Origin of the sequence: Sphingobacterium sp. DR205 (assembly GCF_011064245.1) — a bacterium.
In the GTDB taxonomy this organism is placed as follows: Bacteria; Bacteroidota; Bacteroidia; order Sphingobacteriales; family Sphingobacteriaceae; genus Sphingobacterium; species Sphingobacterium athyrii.
On the sequence record NZ_CP049333.1, the window covers coordinates 4,384,141 to 4,404,796 of the forward strand.

Consider the following 20,656-nt stretch of genomic DNA (forward strand, 5'->3'; position numbering starts at 1 on the left):
AAAAAGTTATTCTCAGTGGAGACAGTATCAGAAAGGTACCTTTAGTAAACTGACATTTATTACTAGTGTATTGTTCAAAAATGAACAATAGATGTCCAAATTTGAACAACGATCGATTCAAGATAAATTGTAAGGAATTGAAAAACAACACTTTAAATTTAAGGCATTTTAATTGGCACTTTTCTTCTAAAAAGTATCATGATAATGGACAGCTTAAAATACGCATGGAGGAATCTAATGCATCAGAGGACTTATACATTCATCAATATTTTAGGTCTTTCGCTAGGCATTGCCTGCTCAATTGTTATATTTTCTGTGGTGAATATTAATCTGAGCTATGAGAAGTTCAATCCCAATTTTTCAAAAACATATCGTATAACAACTGAATTACATCAGGATGTACAAAAACAGATTACCGGTGTTCCGTATCCACTGACAGACGCTTTTCGAACTGATTTTGACTTCGCTACGAACATAACAAAAATATTCACGGCACGCAAACAAGTTATATCAATCAAAAAAGGAGATGCTATTTCAAAATTTGAAGAAGATGTCGCATTTACTGATTCTGAATTTTTTAATATTTTTAATTTTCCCATTATTTTGGGGAATCCGAGATCGCAGCTCAATCAGCAGAACACTGCAATCATTACTGAAGATATTGCAAAAAAGTATTTTGCTGGCATTGATCCCATTGGACAGATAATGAGACTTGAAAATAAGCTGGATGTTACGATTACCGGCATTATAAAGAGTCTGCCAAATAATACTGACCGTCGTGAACAGGTCTATGTGTCTTTTGAAAGCTTGAAAACCCTTCAGCCTTGGCAGATAAAAAAAGATCACTGGACAAATGTCAATGACGATATGCAATGTTTTATTGTCCTTAAGGAAAAGATCCTACCGGAAATCGTCAATAAATCGCTTACGCAACTAACAAAAAAATATTACGTCCCGGAAAACCAAAAAATATGGAAATTTAAACTTCAGCCACTCTCCGATATACATTTTAACATCGATATGGGTGGCAAAATTAGTAAACAAAACATAATTGTTCTTTCCATAATCGGAATATTTTTAGTCGTGACAGCATGCGTAAACTTTATTAATCTCGCAACCGCTCAAGCTTTGAAAAGAACGAAAGAGATCGGTATAAGAAAAACACTTGGAATAAATAGAAAACAGATCTTTTGGCAGTTTATGACAGAAACAGCCCTAATATGTTTAGTGTCACTAATGACATCTTTGGGATTGCTATTGATATTAATGCCCTATCTTTCAGCTTTCTTTAACATTTCCATAGGCAATTTACAATATACCGATATTAGGTTTATTATCTTTGTTCCCGTTCTGCTATTAGTTGTAGTTTTTCTTTCGGGGAGCTATCCCGCAATAATTTTAAGTGGTTTTAATCCGATAATTGCAATAAAGGGGAAATATCCACAAACCAATACTAATTTTTCGCTCAGGAAAATCTTAGTGTCAATTCAATTTATTATTGCACTCTTATTAATTTTAGGAACATTGGTTATTTCCAAGCAAATAAATTATTCATTGAAAAAAGATTTGGGATTTAAATCAAGTGAACTTGTTATTTTCCCGATACCTAACAATACTAGCGCAGTTATTGAACGATTGCGCAACCGTCTTGCTGCAGTTGCTGGTATTGAAAAAAGTACCTTTTTTTATGAACCGCCGATATCGGAAGAGGCCAATAATGCCGGAATCCGGTATGATAACAGGAATGAAGATGAAAAATTTACCATCTCCTACAGGGTAAGTGATGAGCAGTATGTAAAAGTATTTGGTTTAAATATTCTAGCTGGGAGGAACTTAATATCCTCCGACACAATCATGGAATACCTGGTCAATGAAAGTACCGTCAAAAGTCTTGGTTTGAAAAAAAATGCTGATATTCTTGAAAAAACAGTGTACATAAACGGAAATAAAGGTAAGGTGGTTGGTGTAATTCAGGATTTCCACCATAAATCTCTACACTCCCCAATATCTCCACTTGCCATCACTAGCGCCAATGTTTGGTATTTTAACTTTGCTATAAGGGTAAGCGCCCGTGACCTACGTCACGTATTGGGGGACGTTGAAAAAATCTGGACTGAGACATTCCCGGAAAATGTTTATAAGTATAGCTTTTTTGACCAACAGATCACAGAGGCTTATAGTCAGGAACGTCGGTATTTAGATATCATTTCAATATTTTCATGTATAGCTATCGTAATTGGCTGCTTAGGACTATTTGGGCTGATCTCATTTATGGCTGCTCAAAAAACAAAGGAAATTGGCATCAGAAAAGTACTCGGTGCTAAAGTTCAGGGTATCTTATGGATATTCGGCAAAGAATTGCTTATTTTAATCCTTGTCGGAATTGTTGTTGCAGCACCCATTTCATGGTGGACGATGAACCGCTGGCTGGAAAATTTTGCGTATAAGATAAATATTGGGTTTGATATATATTTTGCAGCGATAGCAATTGTTTTGGCCATTAGCTCCGCTACTGTCGGTTTAAAATCTTATAGAGCAGCTCGAACAAATCCATTAAAATCACTGCGAACGGAATAATGCATGGCATAAGGTCCATAAAACATGATCCAAATATTTGGTCAGACTAGCTCTGATGATAAAGAACCCAAAAGTGTCAAATCACTATGGGGATCAGACACTTATCTATTCCAAAAACAGTTTGGGATAATAAAGATCTACATGCTCAACTGCTTCTAATTTTTTCAGACAATACGCATCGAGTCAGATCAACATACTATTGGAAGGATAAAGGAAATTAGGCGCCTTTCATCACAAAAAACAAGATGTTGCCAATGCTCAGGTAAAAACAATGCTGTCCAACATGACGGAAGATAGGAAGTTAACTGAAGTAGTTAATACTTGATTTGTCAGTAGGGTCGAAAAGTCTTGATATAGAAAAAAATGCGACACCCTGTAGGATGCCCGCATCGGCTGTTAGAGCTATGCTTGTCAGCTCAATTTTACAATATCTATGTCGCTCTATACGAAATTCGTATCCTAAAGGTCCCAGCAGCGTTCGGCTGCGCTGACGGTTCGACAATGAGCGTGTTTACAGATTCGGATTAATAGTGCCACCATTTTGGGTAAGTCTCTTGACCGTCGCTGATCCATTAACATAGACCAGCGTCCCTAAATCTAAATCATTAACATAAGCATCGTTATTGACCGAATTCCCGATCTTTAACCTCGCCTCGCACCTGAGACATCTCCTTGCTTATCGACAATTTGGACGACATAGATTAAACCACCAAACTCCAACAAAGATTCCTGGATCCACGAACCTACTGAAAAACCTTCATTCGCTTTGATAACAGGTGAGGCATATTCCCTTTCTTCAAGGGTTCCATAGACGCCCTTCCCTTCAAGAGGCGATTTAATAGACCTGAAAAAATTCCTTCCGCTTAGAGCGGCAATCAATCCCTGGTTGGACAAAGTCCCCGGTCAATTTATATGATTTTTTTGTTACCTTAACGGGAGAACCGATTACAAAAGCCCATTGATCATTGGCAAACAAAAGTGAGCTGCCGCTTGGCTTTGGCGCCAAAAGTGGTCATATAAAATCTATGGCGCATTTTTTTAATATAAATTATTACTTTCGTTAAATCAATCGACCAAACGATGAAAAGTCTAACAAAAAAGCGTCAATTACTAAACTTAGGCCATGTTGACTTGAGAAAATATTATCATGGAATCATTATCAACCTATTTCCTGTTGTTAGCAGTGATAATTACTACAAACTTGAAAGCTGTTTTCTAAGTTTTCAATCTAATAACACCGATTATGTCGCACAGTCTAAGATGGTCTTATATTTTTAAGCACTGGATAGGTACTCTACTATTGGGTACTACACTTGTGAGCATATTCCCTGGATTGAACCCGTTAAATTCTTCCGGTATTGGTCAAACAATATTCTTTTCTATACTTTGGTTATGCTATAGCGCGATTTATTCTATTCCTACGTTGGTATGTTATATATTGGCATTCAGCTGGTTTAAGGACAATACACTCAACGTTAATTGGATCAAAATGACATTAATACTCGTTACACTGGCTGGAATTGCAATGACAGTGGCACTAACAGTGCGCTCAATGGAATCGGCGATATATTATTCGATCGCCGCAATAATTACTGGGATATTGTTTAAGATTGAGAAGGTATGAATTCAATTGCTACGTTAAGGAGAACATCTCATAAGATACTAACTAACTCCGTCCTTTGTCGGGTAAGTACGGTCTACTGATTTTGAAATAGACCCGCTTGGTATCCCAATTGCTGGCGCTAGCTTTCATTTGATGAAAAAGGATGGAGAGGAAAATATTGCTTCAATGTCGGGTACGCATATCAAGTTATCAAAAGATGCTGGCGATCCGGAAAAGAAAGCTGAAAAGTCGTTCGAGCTGACTCCCGAACTGAGGAAAGATGGTTTTCCGGTCGCTTCCACCACCTTCAGGGTCATTCTGATTCCACAAATTAAATTTTTGTTTGGACAATATTATCCCGATCTAAACCTTACTATTGACTTTAGCCTGATACATATCGGTCTTTCAAATGGTTATGTCTCGGCGGCTCCAACATTATATCCGGAAAAATATAAATCTACATTTGAACTGGTTTCAATACAAAAAGATGGAATTGCATTTGCTGATAGCGAAAAGCTGTTTAGTGTAAATACACAAACAGGTGTAGTTTCCCTAAAAAAAGCGACAGCTTAAAAGCTGGTAGCTATAAGGTTACAATAAAGGCGCTGTCAACCACTGGTCTAGAATTTACGACTAACCTCACCTTAGCAATGTCTGAAGGGTGATAGAGATACCCAGGTTGCAGTAATAAAATAATTACTGTAACCCCTCTCTTAATTAGAATTTCAATACTTCGTTGGAGATAAACTCAGACAACTGTGGGGTTTGGAGAAGTTGTATTTCTCCGCTAGGCATTGGAATACATCGCAGTGAAGGTTCTATTGAACTTCTCGATAATTTATTCTTTGGTTAATAAAAGGGCTATATCCTGTTTTGCAAGCACATGTCCTTTATCAACAATATCACTTTTGAGATAAAGAAAACACTGATCGCTGTGATCTAGTTTGCCTACAATAACCTCGACAGATTTTATATCCATTTCCCGCATTTCTGTCGGATCTACTTTATTCGGATCTGCAATTAATTGTCCTTCTTTCCGAAATTCTTCGAGTCGCCAGGAGTATCCTTTCCAAGGTCCAGCTACCAGTGTCGTCCGCTTGGCATCCATAGTGATCTGCCCTTTGTATGGCAAGCCCAGACGATCAACCATGACCCTGTGATCTTTTAAATCGATAACCAGATATTTTAAATAATCTCCGAAATCTGTGGGTTCGAAATGTAAACTGCTGTCCCTGCGGATGACCTTAAGCGCTATCGCTCCTACTTTGTCTATTTTTATAGATTGCGAAAACTGCATAAAAGCGGCATACTCCTCTTCGCTAATGCCTAGATTTTTGTGATATGGCATAGGCTCTCCGGGTTTTAGTTCGTTCATGACTTGGAGAAACCAGTCTTCATTGTCTTTGATGGCAAGTTTCATTTTCTGAACAATTGCAACCTGCGATGCATTCGGCCGGGGAGTTCCCAACACCGCTGCGGTATAGTTGCCTTCAGGAAGTAATCGGTCAACGAATTGAAGCGCAAGAGCATTGCTATCAACACTAGATTGTTTTTGTGCAAAAACATTCGTAGAAAATATTAATGTCGCTAGTAGCGCAGACAAACGAAGACATCGGTATAGAAATATCATGCTAAAGGTATTTAATCGATGAATTTACGGTTTAATCCTGATTATCCCACATCTTCTGTGCCAAAGGCACATCTTTAGCGACAAGGACAGAGCAACCCGGACAGGATCCCTCAGTAAGCTTTTCCAATCAATCTGGACGCTAGAAATTGCTTAGCCACTGCAGGTCTATCCTTTGATTTTTCTGATATTTGCTTTTACAAATTGGCCTTGCAAATCGAATAGTAGACTATCACTACCCAGAATATCAATCCGGTAAGTATTATACTCTTTTTCAATGCACTGAATCAGGCTTGCAGGGTGATTTTTGATAATGTAAGATAGAATATTTCTTCTGATATCTTGGGCAGACAATGTTCCTTCCGCTCCTCTTATTAAATTCCAATTAGTCATATCACTCAAGTTTTAATTTTTAAATATTATGATAACCTAAGCTATATATCAATTTAGGAAAGAATTGGGAAAGTGTTTTTAGTTCTGAAATAGGATTAACAAATTCGAATATTTGTCTGGTTGTCATCATCGGTAAATACGAAGCATGCTAGATTATATTGAACAGAAATTATTTTAAGAAATACAATTAATGATTTACTAATACTCAGTTAACTTGAGGCGTCGATATTTGTAGCACTACCATAGCATAATTACTATGAAAAAGGAAGTGTTAACCGTATTGTCAGATTCCATACTTTTGCGCCGCTTTATCAATGGGGATCAGGGAGCATTCGATATGCTGTTTAAGCGTTACCATAGAGCGTCCTTTCAATATTGCTTTAAGTTTATCCGGGATAAACCTATGAGTGAAGAATTAGCGATGGATGTCCTCTTCCGGATTTGGAAAAACAGAGAAAAATTGCCTGAAAATATCGAGTTTAGCTTTTATCTCCGCCGGGCGCTCAAGAATGCGGTCTATAATCACTTCCGTTCCAAGTTGGCTGAAACGGTACACATAGATAATATTCCCGAAGAAAAGCTACTATCAAGCAGCACGGTAGATGGAAATATCTTGGATGCTGAGATGATCAGGATATATGAAGAGACAATCAATCATCTATCTCCTCAAAAACAATTGGTCTTCCGTATGAGTCGGGAAGAAAACCTAACTTATGCACAAATCAGTGAAAAGTTGGGTATTTCGATCAATGTCGTGGAGAAATACATGGTTTCCGCCTTGGCCATATGCCGCCGCCAACTTGCAGAGAAACTGGTTTCAGTACTTGTCATCCTTTCATTGAACCTCTTTTTTTAATCGCCCCCCCGGCAGCCCGCTATTCGATCTCAAGCGGCGCGAAGGATAACCGTCAACGGACAGCCATCCACTATTTTATTCCACTGATTTTCAATATACTACAATTTACTTTAAAGCCCATTGGGTGGTATCAGGAGAAAAATGTGTTTGTGTTTATGTATACGCATTCTTTTGTTGACAGCAAAAATCGTCTTAAAGATTGCCTAATAGCGCACGAGAAATAATTTCAGTGGATGAATGTAAACCAGCGGCAGCGTAAGCTGATAAAAAAATACCTTTTAGGTGATATAACAGATCAGGAAAGACAGGAAGTAATTCTCTTGATATCCGATCCGGGGAATAAAAATTTGTTTGACGATGTCATGGACGAATTAATACCAGATCTGTTGCCTGAAACAAACACCGAACAGGACGAGTTGAATGACAAGTTATTGGCTTTCAAGACGAAGTATGCTATTCCGATGTCTGAGCAAGAAATAAGGACTGGGTTTCCAAAAAAATGGGGTCCCTATATAGCTGCGGCCGCGGTCTTGATCATGGTTTCTTTTGGCTTATTATTCCATCTTGACAACGGCAGTGAAAACCAGAAAAAGCTGGCGCAGAAAGGTCATCAAATCGTGCCGGGTAGCGACAAAGCGTTACTGACTCTTGCCGATGGATCGACAATCGCATTGTCTGATGCCAAGAGTGGAAAATTGGCCGACCAATTCGGTGTACATGTCGAAAAAACTGCTGCAGGTGAAATTGTCTACCACAGCGAAAGTCAGGCAGCAGTAAGATCGCTAGCCTTCAATAAGGTGTCCACACCCAAAGGAGGTCAGTATCGAATCATTCTCCCTGATGGCTCGAAAGCTTGGTTGAATGCAGCTTCTTCCTTAAGTTATCCGACCCGTTTTGACCAGCGCGAGCGTCGGGTAAAAATGACCGGAGAAGTCTATTTTGAAGTAGCAAAACTAAAACGCCCGCATAGCCACGAGGCTCTGCCCTTCGTCGTTGAGACCGACAAACAACTGATTCAGGTCTTAGGTACGCAATTTAATATCAATGCGTATCAAGATGAGCCCACTATAAGAACCACACTGGTGGAAGGCAGCGTCCGTGTGACATCTTCCCTGAATGGTGCATCTGTCTTATTAAAACCCGGGCAAGAATCCTTACTCTCGGATAAACTATCTGTACATACCGCAGACATTCAACAACAACTGGCCTGGAAAAATGGAGAATTTGTATTTAAAGGCGAAGATCTTGACAAGATGCTCAAACAGCTCGCCCGCTGGTATGATCTTGAAATTAAGTGTCCGTCGCAGTATAGTAAAATTAAATTTACCGGAATCATATCCCGTTCCATACCGCTCTCTTCTATCGTAGACATGATCGAGTCTACAAAAGAGGTCAAAATAAAGATTGCAGGAAGGAGGTTGACAGTGAGCGATTAGTTCCCTAAAAATGAGCTTGCTTAATAAAATAGCCAAAGGTGTTTGCACCACCTTTGGCCGAATAGTTAAGCTACCAAAGTAATGTCCTAACATCAATAGATAATTTAACTTCAACAAAAGTATGAATTTTTATCAAATCATGCGTGTTATGAAAATCACCATGGTATTAATGACCTGCTTTTTTGTACAGGTAAGTGCTTTTACATATGCCCAGCGTGTGACGCTGGAAAAACGTAACAGCAGTATATATCTTGTGCTGGAGGAGATCAGGAAGCAAACCGGCTTCAGTTTTCTGTATAATACAGCTATTTTTAATAATGCAAAACCCGTTAATATTCGTGTAACTAATGTCAGCCTAGACCAGGCAATAAAGGCTTGTTTTAGCGGACAACCTTATACATACCTGATCAAAGACAAATATGTAAGCATTTCAAAACTACCTGAAAATAAAACCAGTACACCAGAAAGGTTACAACAGCGACAGGTAAAAGGTCGGGTCACCAATATGAGCGGTAAACCACTTTCGGGTGTTTCGGTACGCGTCAAAGGTGCACAGGCTGCTACATCGACAGACGCAAATGGAAATTTCTCGATTACGATTACCGCAACCGGAGCTTCGCTCCTATTTACTTTTTTAGGTATGGAGCCGCAGGAGATCAAGGTCGGGCCCAATGACAGTATCCTTGTAAAAATGAGCGAAGCGTCTGAAAGACTTGAGGAAGTAGCCGTAAGTGTACAAGCCCGTCGCCGCACCAATACGGAAGCAGCGGTACTCGAAGAGCGAAAAAATTCTTCTATCGTACAGGATGCCATCTCTGCACAGCTGATCGAACGCACAGCCAGCATCACCACAACGCAGGCTCTTTCCCGGGTAACCGGTGTCACCGTAACAGACGACAAGTATGTCGCCGTACGCGGACTGGGGGATCGCTCCGTTATCGGCCAACTGAACGGTGTCCGTCTCGCATCCTCCGATCCTGACAAAAGCTCCATTCCCTTGGATTTGGTACCGGCCTCGCTGCTGGATAATATCACGGTATACAAAACAGTTACACCCGATAAACCTGCCGATGCTGCCTCTGGGATTGTGGAACTTAAAACAAAGTCAGTACCGGATAGCATGACTTTTGAGCTTATCGCGCAAACGGGATTCAACTCCAATATTGGGATAGGTGGCCAATACAATAGTTTCTGGAACAGTGACATGGGGCTGCTCGGTACCAAGATCAATCATAAAAACTTGACATCAGATTTTCTGAACCTTTCCACTCAATACCCCAAAGGACTCGGTGATATCCATAATCTGATTGCAAACAGTGGCTACAGTCCGGCAGCAAGAACAGAGGTACAACGGATAAACGGCATCATGCAAAGTTTTGATCCGGTCATGACGACCAAGCACCGACGTGCTCCCCTCAACCAACTTTACTCTGCTACGTTTGGAAATTCATATAAACTATTTGATGACAAGCATACCCTGGGCGTGATACTCGGCGGAAACTACTACCGACGCACAACGGATATATACAATGGGGATCTTACCCAGTATAGTATTTACCAGGGTGTGGTCACAGGTAATCCGGATATCTACAGCTACCGTCATATCCCAAATTATATTACACCAAACAGCTTATATATGGGAAAATATCAATCCTATAAGGAGAATACGGGAGTAGAGACACTCAATTATGGTGTGCTCGCCGGATTAACGTACCGGTTCAATCCCCGTCATGAGATCAGTGCACAGTATGTGGGAAGCTGGGGGGGAGAATCAAAGGCTACCAACATGAGGGGAGCGTATGAATATACCGGACTAACCGGAGATGTTTATAGTACCATCTATTCCTTGAAGCAAACGCTACGGGATTTGCAGACTTTTAATTTTCAGGGGGAGCACAAGTTCTTAAAATCCAGCTATTCTCCACGATTGAGCTATAATCTCTCCATGTCTAAATCTAGCCAAAATGATCCTGATTTTCGCTATGTCTCATTGATAGACTATGTTCCGGTAGGTGGCACCTATTACCTGAAACCAATCGTGGGTACGACAGGTGGCGCAAATAGCGAATGGGCGTACACCGAACATCTTTATGCCCTAAGCTCGGGTTATGTAAACGGCTTTGGTACCTATGGAACCATTCAGGCCGAGCCGAATGGTCGACGCTGGAGAAACCTCAACGAAGACAGTTACAACCATAAAGCGGATCTTAGCATTCCTTTTCCTTTTCTCGGTCAAAAGCAAGAATTAAAAACCGGCGTTAACTATCTTTATAGAGAGCGCCATTTTACCGAAAATATTCTCTTTCTCCCGGGCTCTAACTTCAACGACCTCGGCCGGATTACACTTCTTGATGTGGAGGGTAACCTCAACCGGATGGTCAGCAACGAAGTAATCGGCATAAAAGTACCCTCCGGCGGTACTGGTGAAGGTGAAATTCCCGTAGGTGGCTTTTTGTACAACAGCAAAAAATCACCCAATAATTATAAAGGTTTCTACGAAACCAGGGCGGCGTACGCCATGCTTGATCTACAGTTGCCCAAAAATATCCGCTTGACGGGTGGTGTACGGGTCGAAAAAACAAATATTCAGACACGGGTAGACACCAAAGACGTTTACGTGGATCCCAAACTAGCCTCTGTGGACGAGGAAGGCAATATTTTAGTCACCCCTTTTGGAGATGCCAACTCGGTATATAAGACGAAATACGTTCCGTATTACTCGGCCAACCTGACTTATAAATTCAGAAAAGACATGAATTTTCGCCTGGCTTACAACAGTACCCTGGCACGACCTGAGCTTCGGGAGATTACCAACGTCTTTGAATTTGACCCTTATCAAATGGGCTTAATCGTCGGTAACCGGGATCTGATCAACCAGAAGACGCAGAACCTCGATTTTCGATGGGAATGGTTTCCGGCGGCAGGTGAAGTATTTGCCATTTCTGCCTTTGGAAAACAAATCGACAATCAATTGGTCAAGGTATTCAGCCTGAAAACGGAGGGTCTCGCGGCGACCTATCCTGAATTTCCGATCATACAGTTTCAAAATGATAAAAATACTGGGCGAGTCTGGGGATTGGAATTTGAAGCCGTAAAAGACCTGAGTAAATTCTGGGGACAAAAAGATGTGCTTTTTTTGGGATCAAATCTGTTGATTGCGCAAAGCGAAATCAAGAAATCCGAAGAAAGACTTGCAGCAAACCGATTTATCGATCGCCATGCTCCACTCAACAGCCCTTTGTTTGAACAGGCTCCTTATTCCATCAATGCCTGGCTAAATTACAACAATAAAAAAACCGGAACAGACCTGACCACGACATTCAATATGGTTGGTGAACGCCTGATCCAGATCAACCTGACCGGGGAACCGGATCTGTATACACAGCCGACACCGACGCTTGATTTTGTCTTTAGCCAGAAAATAGTGTCCCGGTTGACCTTTAAGGGCTATGCCAAAAACATTCTCAACCCAGCGATCAAGACCGTATATGCCAACCCAAACACTGGTGGCAAATGGTATGGAAATGAATACATAAACCGTAGCTACAAACGCGGAAGTGAAGTGATGCTTGGTTTTACCTATAATCTATTCTAGCATATGAAAAGTAGTAAAAAAATATTTGTCCTGCTCCTGCTCGAACTTTTTGTATCCTGTTCTAAGGACAAATTTGTCGAAGAAGTAGATAACAGATACAACACCGGGGCTTCCAAAAGTTCCAATGTGCGCATCGTTAACCTCGGCGGTTCAAATCAGGTAATCGTAAACGGAGACAGTATTACCAATTTCGTTATCCGAAAAGGAGAAACGGATCCTATGGCTGGTAAGTACCCTCCTACCAAATATTTCCCCGTAGATGGTCGCCTCGGAACGCTGTGGAATGTTCCCCAAGACCTACTTAACAAACAAAACAGTGCGGATATCGAGGTTACTTATGTCGCCTATCAGGGAATTGGCATTGGTCTCCAGAAGAAATTTAAAATACAGGATAAAGGCAATTCGGTAGATTATTACACGTTGCTGGGTGATTATTATAATGTAGGGCTCCCCGAAGTAATCGAAGTGCCTCGAAGTGTAGAATCTCCACGCAACCCGGAAAACTGCAAAATCCGAATTATCAACTTCGCCGAAAAACCGGGTGAGAGCCAGGTAACACAGGAAGCAATAGAAGATCTATACGGGCCTGTAAGTCTGACATGGTCGGATGGAACAGCAATCAACAATGCGCTCAGCCATGTCCCTGTCGGCAAGGTATCGGACTATGTGGAGATCCCTTATGGAACCTATCAACTTAAAGTACTTACGGAAAACCAAAGACAATTGCCCTCTACCGGAAGTCTTACAATGGACTATATGACCTCATCCATCAGTTATATTGAAAACAGAACGGCGGTCATCCCTACTTACCTCACCTACAATCCGATCGCCAACTTTAAACCCGGCGGTGTATATACAGTCGTGGTTTACTCTCAGCCTTTTGATTATCCAAATATCAATGACCCGGAGTATACGCACAATCAGGTTCAGAATGGATTCCAAATTATAGCAGATATGGACCCGCCAGTGAACAATACTTATGCACGTATTCAGTTTGTCAATGCCAGAGCTGAAGCTGGGGCTGTATCCCTTAAGGTTGGTGATAAAAGCACGGAAGCTGTCGGGTTTGGGTCACATACAGCGTACATGCCTGCTATCCATGGGAAACTTCAGTTTCAGGCAGTACTCAACAATACCGCTTTGACAGCTGTAAACTATGATGTAAAAGCTGGCGACAACTATACCGTATGGCTTTATAGCACGGCAACGGGCAAAGACAGTCTGGTCGTATCGCACAACAACTTATCTGGTGTCACTTTTGGTGGGCAAAGCGGTACACAGGATGCTACTTACGAACGGTTTAAAACTAACTTTTACACTGACGTTCGTTTTTTCAATTTTAACAAAGTTTTTCCCTATGCTACTTTCACCTCCGATAATGGCAAACCGTTCAGCAATAACGGATGGGCATTTAATGAACGATCTACAGAACAATTGACCCCGGGTTACATTCCTTGGGTTAATCCTTATGTCAGATTAGTACAAATGGGCGGCAACACCAAAATACAAACACAAAAAATAATGGCTTATCATGCCACCGAAAATACCACTCCCGGATCATGGGCAGACGAGGTAGCCATCTATACAACCCAGGATCTGATTGCGAAGCCAGAGCTTTTCGCAGTACGGGGCGCATTGCCCAATGCCGATATCGGCTCCTACAGCATTGCCCTTATCGGGAAGCAAACGGAGGATCCGCGCTACAAATCCAGAATGATGATCGTTAAACATACCAAATAAATGGGACAATTTAGACAAGTAGTTATGAGCAATGACACTTTTAACAACAACCTGGTGTCCAAAAAAAAGCAAGCACCCGGAAACGGAACTCCGTTCGGCATGAACAGCAATCCAATAGGCTATAAAAGCAAAGCATTTTTTCTGTTTTTTATCTTTTTATTTCTTGTTTCCTGTACAAAGATAGATTATCACGAGGTCGAAAATCCAGCTTACTTAAGGGTATTCAACAACCTCAACTATGAGGTGAACCTTGGTGACAAGGGGCTTCTCGTACCTTATTTAACTATGCTTATTGATCCCGAATTTGATCAAAACGGTATCCCCGTAAAGGCGGCTATCGTCGGCGATTTTTTAGACAAACGTGCACGGTATGCAGCTCCCTATCCTACGCACAGTGCCGGAAGCACCAAACGAAACAATCCTGAATACCCGGGCAAGGAAAATGTACTGGTAGGTCCTATCATAAATGGATTTGATCTCTCCAGTTGGGCTCAGATCCCTTCGGGCTCCCACAGGATAGTTTTCTACTTTAGACCTGTCAATGACATCCCATTTTTTCAACTGAGCGATGATCTGAAAAAAAATGTTGCCGCTGAAGGCAACTATGACCTGAAAGATCGGGAGATTTATACGCTACATGTGGTCCAGAAAGATTTTAAAACGAAAGAGAACGGACTACTCTTACGTCAGGAAAATTTCCACAAGCTACCTTTCTCCGACTCATCGGTTTACCTTAATTTTTATAATATGAGTGCCAAAGGCTTTTCAACCTCCGAGGATAGAAAGCCCAACGGTATGATCACTCTTACAGATGGTATTAAAGACGAAATGAATGTCTATCTATCCCTCTATCCACAGGAAACAACCACATATACGGTTGAAACAGCGTTACCGGGATATCATGCGCGGTTCCTTCAGCCGCTGTACCGTGATACCGAAGAGGCTACCGTAAGTGATTATTTTAGTTTTCCACTATTTGCAGACAGCACAAAAACCATTACTACCAATATGGTACAGCAGGTCACTTTCCTTGCACCGGGGCTGACTTTTATTGAAATGGGTATCGGAGGAACTAATATGCCCAAAGGCTTATGTTCTCATCTAAGCTTCTATGGCCTCAACGAACTTGTACAACTTCCCGGCAGAGGCAATTCAGCACGATTCCCGAGTATGTTTATCAATACGCATTCAGGCCTTAATAATCCTAAATCGTTTCCTGCTGTAAATACCATAGAAGTCGTCAATGGAGAGGCCTATCTCACTACAATTCAACGCAAGTTTGATCCACCTATCTATAAATAATTAAGCTGATGCAACTAACGAAAATTAAAATATATATCCTCTTTCTGCTGAGCTGCATGCTCTTGCAGGCTTGTAGTCATGATGAATTTATGGTATATGAAGGAAACACGGAAACGCGGAACGTGGGGGACTATATCGGTAACAATTTCGACCTGAGCTTATTTCATGCCGCTTTGCTAAAAACCGATCTATTGAAAGCGGTGACAGGAACTGAAAAGGTCACCGTATATGCACCCACCAACGCTGCTTTCAATGCCATAGGGATATACCGTGCCTCGGATTTCGACAAGCTTAATCAGGACAGCCTGAAAACCATGATTCAATATCACATATTGGCCAAAATACTACCTAGTGAGGAGATTCCGGTCAAGACACTCGATGCAAAATATCCCAATATGGCAGGCAAGGATCTCATCATTTCAAAACATGCCGGAACCTCCCAATGGGATAAGACACGGGTATTTGTCAATGGTGTAGAAGCAATACGCATCGATATTGCCTTGACCAATGGTATATTGAACATTGTCAACGCTTGTTTCAAATATCAGGAAGGAAATGTACAGCATTTTCTTTCGAAACGACCTGAATATAGCGTTTTTGTTGCCGGCCTCAAAAAGTTCGGTTATTGGGAACGGCTTGCGCAAGGCGAATGGTCGGTGGTGGCACCCGACAATCAGGCATTTGAGAAAGCTGGCATCACGCTCGATAGCATAAACCGAATGGATCCCGGAAAATTCTACAATCGTTTTATGGGCGTCTACCTGTTTGATACTCGTATTTTCTTAACGGACTTGGAATTATCTGGTCAATCTCTGGCAACGTCCATAGAAGGGGATGTCCGAATGAGCCGAAAAATCTTTTACAACGTAGATATCCGCTGGTTTGCTGTACAGACGCAAGAAGCCGGTCAATACGGTAGGTTCACGCCACTATCCGCCAATAATAAGGTTAATTACCTCACAGACAACGGCACAATACATCATATCGAACAATTATTGTTCCTGCCGGATGAAGCTGTTTTAACAAACACTGGAAATTAAAAGCGTCTACCGATGAATAGAATCATAGCATTACTACTGCTGCTTATCGCAGTGGTATCCTGTAAACAGGAAGAATATATGCCCGAACCTTATGGAGAAAAGGTTCCTTATGTGGAGAAAGATAAAAAGAGTCTAGATGCACTGCTGATGGATTCCAAAAGCCATTTGTTCAAAATAGCACTGGATGGAAGCACCGTGCGTACCTTATTGGATAAGGAATGGAAAAACCTTCCGCTTACTTTTTTAGTCCCGAGCGATGCCGCTTTTACGGCCGCGGGTATGACACAGGAAAAACTGAAAAACATGAGTACTGCGGCTTTGGATTCAATCGTCCTCTACCATGTGTTAGCTGATAAAATAGATACAGCAAATGTGCACGCCACATACGGAAGCGTTCGGTTGAAATCTAAATTAGAAGATAAAGAACTAAGGCAAGGCAATCAATATGCTTCTTCAGCCTATAGTTATTACCATTATTTAGCCATTACAGCAAAGAAAATTTTGCTTAATGGAAAGACCGTGGGGGATTATCGTATAGAAAATGCGGTAGAGGCTGACGTCATCTTTATCGATACTTTTCTTAAAAAACCAGAGAAAACGCTCTGGCAAACAATGAAAACAGACAGCAGGCTTTCCATGTTTTTAGAAATTGTGGAAGCGAACGATGATTCCTATGCACAATCTTTTAGTTTGGACGAAGATCCTTGGTTTGTCTACAATATGGAAGAAGCGGTCATGAAAAACCAATTGGACTTATCAGTTGATCCGTATAATCCGGGCGCTACATATATCAGCCATCAAACCTCTGTTTTTGCCCCTACCAACGAGGCTTTTATCAAAGCCGGTTATGAAACTGCTGCAGAGTTTATTCGATTAAATGATGCGCATTGGAAATATAGAGGGCAGTACCTCAGGTTTTCGGATGGCGCTCCCTATAATTACAGAACCTTCCACAAAAACGATTCTGTCCTGACGTATCACCACGGTTGGGGCCAGCGTTACTATCCTACAGACGGCGGAGGCAGTGGTTTCTCCACCGTATTTTTTTCAAATGACTTAACGAACGAATACCTAGGCGATTACATCCTGCAGATGGAGAGCTACGATCCCAACAGCCAACCTCGTATGACCTGTCCTTACCGCTTTTCACGCGAAAATGGTAAGCTGAAAATAAGTCTGAAAAATGCGCGAAAGGGAAGCGAGCCAGCTACGGTCGTTGAGCAGGATATTTTAACGCTAAACGGACCGCTCTATCTTGTGGACCGCCTGTTTATACCAAACAAATTTTAAGAAACTATGCAAAATATCATTAAATACGTATTGATCGCTACTTGCTTCCTTACGTGTAGCTCCTGCGAAAAAGAGGATACTAATCACTATTCGTATGATGCGAATCTGATCAGTATGATTATTGCAGACAATGCAAACCTCTCTAAATTAAATGCCGCCAATAAACGGACCGAGTTATATGATATGCTGCTACAGAAAGGTCCTTTCACGCAGCTTGCACCCTCTGATGATGCCTTTACAGTCGACGTAAATTCGGCAGGGTTAAATCGCCTGACCAAAATCATGCGATATCATGTACTCAATGGGGTGTACGATTTCAACAAAATCCCTTTTCAGTTCAACCAGGAAATCTACTCTTACTCCGGAGGAAAGATGTTTGTTACCAAATGGATAAAGGATCGGGACACTGTCCTTACCATCAACGGTGCTATTGTTACTCCAGTGATGAAAAATGCCAATAATGGCAAAATACAGGTGATAAACCGCTTACTCGAACCTTATCTTTTCGACTATCTAAGCGACGCCCTAAAAAATGAATATGACATCACGCTATTTAACCAAGCACTGGAAAGGGTCCCTGCGGTCAAAAGTTTATTGCAAAAACCGGGGGCCTATACCGTTTTCGCTCCCAATAATGCTGCGATGATCAAGCAGGGTTACGGTACCCTGGAAATCATTAATAAAAAACCTGTAGATGAGCTAGAAAGACTATTGCGCTACCACATCGTACCGGACCGTAGATTCTTATATGATTATGTGCTGACAACGCCTACAGATGACAACACCAATATCAAAACAACAGAAACAATGTTGGATGGCGATAACCTCACCGTAACGCTGATATTTAACATCGGAACAGGATTGTACAATACAATAACACTTTTAGGTACCCGAAATACAGCCGAAGCAAATCTAACCAGAGAAAACCTACTGGCTGGCAATGGCGTACTGCACATCATTGACCAAGTCCTTTTAAACTGATCAATCAATTGTAACGGATTCATATATAGCGATGGAAATCGATACTTAAAAAATAACAATACAAAAATGAATACTATTCAACACATCATAAGTCTTGCCCTCTTGTCAGCGCTGTTGCTATTTTTCTCCTGCAAGAAAGATGGTCCCGGTGATGAGGTCAGTGCAAACCTGTCGGTAGAACATTATTTCCCAAACAGTGGGAAAGCAGGTACCTTGGTTACCATTAAAGGGACGGGGTTTAGCGAAAATATCGAAGAAAACATTGTGGAATTTGCGGGGGTACGGGCTGAAGTCTTTTCCGCGCAGTCGACATCACTGGTTGTCGTGGCTCCGGAAGCCGCCACTACCGGAAAATTGACAGTAAAAACCGGTGGTCAGGCTATTGAGGTCGGCAATTATACTTACCAGCGCCTGAGTCTAAAGCGGGTATGGCCTGCCAATGGCCCTGCCGGCTCCAATATACGGATCGCGGGTGAAGGGTTTGGAAGCTTGCAGCAACCTACAAGAGTGACCATTAATGACTCCACCGCCTTGGTCGTCAACATATCCGATACGCTTATTGTAGCAAAAGTCCCAGCCGGAGCAGGTACCGGAGCAGTCAAGGTTTTTGTGGATAATATGGTGTCCATAGGCGAGATTTTCACGTATCAGGAAATCAAGTCCATCAAACCCTTGACTGGCGGCAAAGGCACTAAGATTACCATCAGTGGCGAGGGGTTTGAAAGCGTAAAGGAAAATAATAAGGTCTACTTTAACGACAAACAGGCTACAGTGATCGAAGCGACACCAAAGCAACTTGTTGTAATCGCTCCGGAGGGAATCGAAAGTAATAAGGCTTCTGTTATTATCAATGGACAGAAAACGGTGAGCGCGGCAATCTTTAGTGTGGTTCCCCTGCCGAAGATCGCTGCGGTATCGCCTTTAAGTGGCCCAGTTGGCTCCATTATCACCATTAAAGGAAGTACGTTCAGTACGGTTAAAGATGAAAACAAAGTATTGATCAATGGCAAGGAAATACCTCTGGAGACGAACCCCTCCAGTACAGAGCTTGTGGTCCGATATCCGGCCAATATCGGAAGTGGAAAGATCGAAGTACTGGTCAATGATCAGAAGGTCGTGGGCCCTGAATTTGTGAACCAAGAATTGGGCATTACCAAGGTAAGTCCCGAAAGTGGTCTGGCAGGAACAGAAATCACCATTCAGGGAAGCGGCTTTTCCAAGGATTTACTTGGCAACATAGTATCTTTCAATGGTGTCCGGGCACAAATTATCTCTGCCAGCGAAAGTGTACTCAAAGTGATTGCTCCACCGATGCTGAGTACAGGTCCACTTAATGTACAAGTAGGTAATCTATCTGCCCGGGCTCCCCTAGCATTCCGTCGTTCAGGAGTAACGACCGTAGCCAAAGGTTTTATGACCCTTGATTATAACTATTCAAAAATAGTCATCGATTCAAAAGGCAATCTATATGTAAATAATCTCACATCTATCATGAAGGTTACACCCGAAGGCGTAAGTGCTATATTAGCAACTGGCTTTACTGGTATCATGGGGATGGACATCATGAATGATGTAATCTATGTTGTCGAATCAACTGTTGCCAAGAAAGTGACGCTGAATGGTCAAGTGACCACCATTCCGACTGCAGCTATTGCTCCCAGAGGCATTACAGTCGACAAAAATGGTAATTTCTATTATCCGAACTCCTGGAATGGCATACTTAAGGTTACACTACCTACGGGTACGGTGCAGAATATGAATACAGGTGGGGCTTCTGACAAGTGTCGGATTGCAATCGCGGCCGACGGCACCATTTACCACTCTTCTGATGACTATCAAGGAATGATTACCAGAACATTACCCGGTGGTCGAGGCGTCAACTGGATCGGTCAATACGAACGCTATGGTTATCAGGACGGGCCTATCTCTACTGCCCAGATCGGATATGGTCCGGCAGCACTAAAGTTGAATGCCCAAGGTAACTTGATCATCATGGACAGCAATAACAATGCTATCCGAGAAGTGAATCTTCAGGAACAGATGATAAGTACGCTCGCAAAGGTAGAGCGTGGTTTTGCAGATGGTGATCTGAGCTCGGCAAAATGGGGTATCATTAGTGATATAACGATAGATAAGGAGGGTAATATTTATTTGCTCGATGTCACAGGAAGTGCCATCCGTAAAGTGATATTTAAATAGCTGGAATAAAAAATAGT

At 41.8% G+C, this 20,656-nt stretch carries 14 protein-coding genes; 11 read left to right on the top strand and 3 right to left on the bottom strand.

The window, feature by feature from the left end; genetic code table 11:
- Nucleotides 1–204: 204 nt before the first annotated feature.
- Nucleotides 205–2,577 (top strand): FtsX-like permease family protein, encoded by a 2,373-nt coding sequence (locus tag G6053_RS19115; protein ID WP_165307920.1) that lies wholly within the window; start codon nucleotides 205–207, stop codon nucleotides 2,575–2,577.
- A gap of 642 nt (nucleotides 2,578–3,219) precedes the next feature.
- On the opposite strand, the gene G6053_RS19120 is transcribed toward G6053_RS19115, so the two are convergent.
- Complete coding sequence (locus tag G6053_RS19120) at nucleotides 3,220–3,471, bottom strand: hypothetical protein (protein WP_165307922.1); 252 nt, start codon at nucleotides 3,469–3,471, stop codon at nucleotides 3,220–3,222.
- An 862-nt stretch (nucleotides 3,472–4,333) separates the two neighbouring features.
- Between G6053_RS19120 and G6053_RS19125 the strand changes: the two genes are divergently transcribed.
- Entirely contained in the window at nucleotides 4,334–4,753 is a 420-nt protein-coding gene (locus tag G6053_RS19125; RefSeq protein WP_165307924.1) for a hypothetical protein, read from the top strand.
- Nucleotides 4,754–5,018: 265 nt separating this feature from the next.
- Here the strand turns inward: G6053_RS19125 and G6053_RS19130 are convergent, their stop codons facing one another.
- Both G6053_RS19130 and G6053_RS19135 read right to left on the bottom strand, forming a co-directional pair.
- Nucleotides 5,019–5,810, bottom strand: coding sequence for a hypothetical protein (locus tag G6053_RS19130; RefSeq protein ID WP_165307926.1), 792 nt, complete (start codon nucleotides 5,808–5,810; stop codon nucleotides 5,019–5,021).
- 165 nt (nucleotides 5,811–5,975) lie between these two features.
- Nucleotides 5,976–6,200, bottom strand: coding sequence for a hypothetical protein (locus G6053_RS19135; RefSeq protein WP_108633353.1), 225 nt, complete (start codon nucleotides 6,198–6,200; stop codon nucleotides 5,976–5,978).
- Between the two features lie 256 nt (nucleotides 6,201–6,456).
- On the opposite strand from G6053_RS19135, the gene G6053_RS19140 reads away from it, so the two are divergent.
- The 9 genes from G6053_RS19140 to G6053_RS19180 all read left to right on the top strand — a co-directional run bounded on the left by G6053_RS19140 (nucleotide 6,457) and on the right by G6053_RS19180 (nucleotide 20,639).
- On the top strand, nucleotides 6,457–7,056 hold the full coding sequence (locus tag G6053_RS19140) for a sigma-70 family RNA polymerase sigma factor (RefSeq protein ID WP_108633352.1): 600 nt from the start codon (nucleotides 6,457–6,459) through the stop codon (nucleotides 7,054–7,056).
- Nucleotides 7,057–7,289: 233 nt separating this feature from the next.
- Nucleotides 7,290–8,492 carry a FecR family protein gene (locus G6053_RS19145; protein ID WP_165307928.1) on the top strand — a complete coding sequence of 401 codons (1,203 nt, stop codon included), beginning with the start codon at nucleotides 7,290–7,292 and terminating at the stop codon, nucleotides 8,490–8,492.
- Nucleotides 8,493–8,613: 121 nt separating this feature from the next.
- Complete coding sequence (locus tag G6053_RS19150) at nucleotides 8,614–12,087, top strand: carboxypeptidase-like regulatory domain-containing protein (protein ID WP_241254768.1); 3,474 nt, start codon at nucleotides 8,614–8,616, stop codon at nucleotides 12,085–12,087.
- A gap of 3 nt (nucleotides 12,088–12,090) precedes the next feature.
- Nucleotides 12,091–13,827 (top strand): DUF4397 domain-containing protein, encoded by a 1,737-nt coding sequence (locus tag G6053_RS19155; protein WP_165307930.1) that lies wholly within the window; start codon nucleotides 12,091–12,093, stop codon nucleotides 13,825–13,827.
- Complete coding sequence (locus tag G6053_RS19160; protein ID WP_241254769.1) at nucleotides 13,828–15,129, top strand: hypothetical protein; 1,302 nt, start codon at nucleotides 13,828–13,830, stop codon at nucleotides 15,127–15,129.
- Nucleotides 15,130–15,137: 8 nt separating this feature from the next.
- Nucleotides 15,138–16,169 (top strand): fasciclin domain-containing protein, encoded by a 1,032-nt coding sequence (locus G6053_RS19165; protein ID WP_108633349.1) that lies wholly within the window; start codon nucleotides 15,138–15,140, stop codon nucleotides 16,167–16,169.
- Between the two features lie 12 nt (nucleotides 16,170–16,181).
- Entirely contained in the window at nucleotides 16,182–17,459 is a 1,278-nt protein-coding gene (locus G6053_RS19170; protein ID WP_165307932.1) for a fasciclin domain-containing protein, read from the top strand.
- A gap of 6 nt (nucleotides 17,460–17,465) precedes the next feature.
- On the top strand, nucleotides 17,466–18,440 hold the full coding sequence (locus G6053_RS19175; protein WP_165307934.1) for a fasciclin domain-containing protein: 975 nt from the start codon (nucleotides 17,466–17,468) through the stop codon (nucleotides 18,438–18,440).
- A gap of 66 nt (nucleotides 18,441–18,506) precedes the next feature.
- Complete coding sequence (locus tag G6053_RS19180; protein WP_165307936.1) at nucleotides 18,507–20,639, top strand: IPT/TIG domain-containing protein; 2,133 nt, start codon at nucleotides 18,507–18,509, stop codon at nucleotides 20,637–20,639.
- Nucleotides 20,640–20,656: the final 17 nt, after the last annotated feature.

What these genes read in the sequence shown, in the direction of transcription:
- G6053_RS19115 (WP_165307920.1), top strand. Translation starts at nt 205, where the DNA reads ATGGACAGCTTAAAATACGCATGGAGGAATCTAATGCATCAGAGGACT.
- G6053_RS19125 (WP_165307924.1), top strand. Translation starts at nt 4,334, where the DNA reads ATGAAAAAGGATGGAGAGGAAAATATTGCTTCAATGTCGGGTACGCAT.
- G6053_RS19130 (WP_165307926.1), bottom strand. Translation starts at nt 5,810, where the DNA reads ATGATATTTCTATACCGATGTCTTCGTTTGTCTGCGCTACTAGCGACA.
- G6053_RS19135 (WP_108633353.1), bottom strand. Translation starts at nt 6,200, where the DNA reads ATGACTAATTGGAATTTAATAAGAGGAGCGGAAGGAACATTGTCTGCC.
- G6053_RS19140 (WP_108633352.1), top strand. Translation starts at nt 6,457, where the DNA reads ATGAAAAAGGAAGTGTTAACCGTATTGTCAGATTCCATACTTTTGCGC.
- G6053_RS19145 (WP_165307928.1), top strand. Translation starts at nt 7,290, where the DNA reads ATGAATGTAAACCAGCGGCAGCGTAAGCTGATAAAAAAATACCTTTTA.
- G6053_RS19150 (WP_241254768.1), top strand. Translation starts at nt 8,614, where the DNA reads ATGAATTTTTATCAAATCATGCGTGTTATGAAAATCACCATGGTATTA.
- G6053_RS19155 (WP_165307930.1), top strand. Translation starts at nt 12,091, where the DNA reads ATGAAAAGTAGTAAAAAAATATTTGTCCTGCTCCTGCTCGAACTTTTT.
- G6053_RS19160 (WP_241254769.1), top strand. Translation starts at nt 13,828, where the DNA reads ATGGGACAATTTAGACAAGTAGTTATGAGCAATGACACTTTTAACAAC.
- G6053_RS19165 (WP_108633349.1), top strand. Translation starts at nt 15,138, where the DNA reads ATGCAACTAACGAAAATTAAAATATATATCCTCTTTCTGCTGAGCTGC.
- G6053_RS19170 (WP_165307932.1), top strand. Translation starts at nt 16,182, where the DNA reads ATGAATAGAATCATAGCATTACTACTGCTGCTTATCGCAGTGGTATCC.
- G6053_RS19175 (WP_165307934.1), top strand. Translation starts at nt 17,466, where the DNA reads ATGCAAAATATCATTAAATACGTATTGATCGCTACTTGCTTCCTTACG.
- G6053_RS19180 (WP_165307936.1), top strand. Translation starts at nt 18,507, where the DNA reads ATGAATACTATTCAACACATCATAAGTCTTGCCCTCTTGTCAGCGCTG.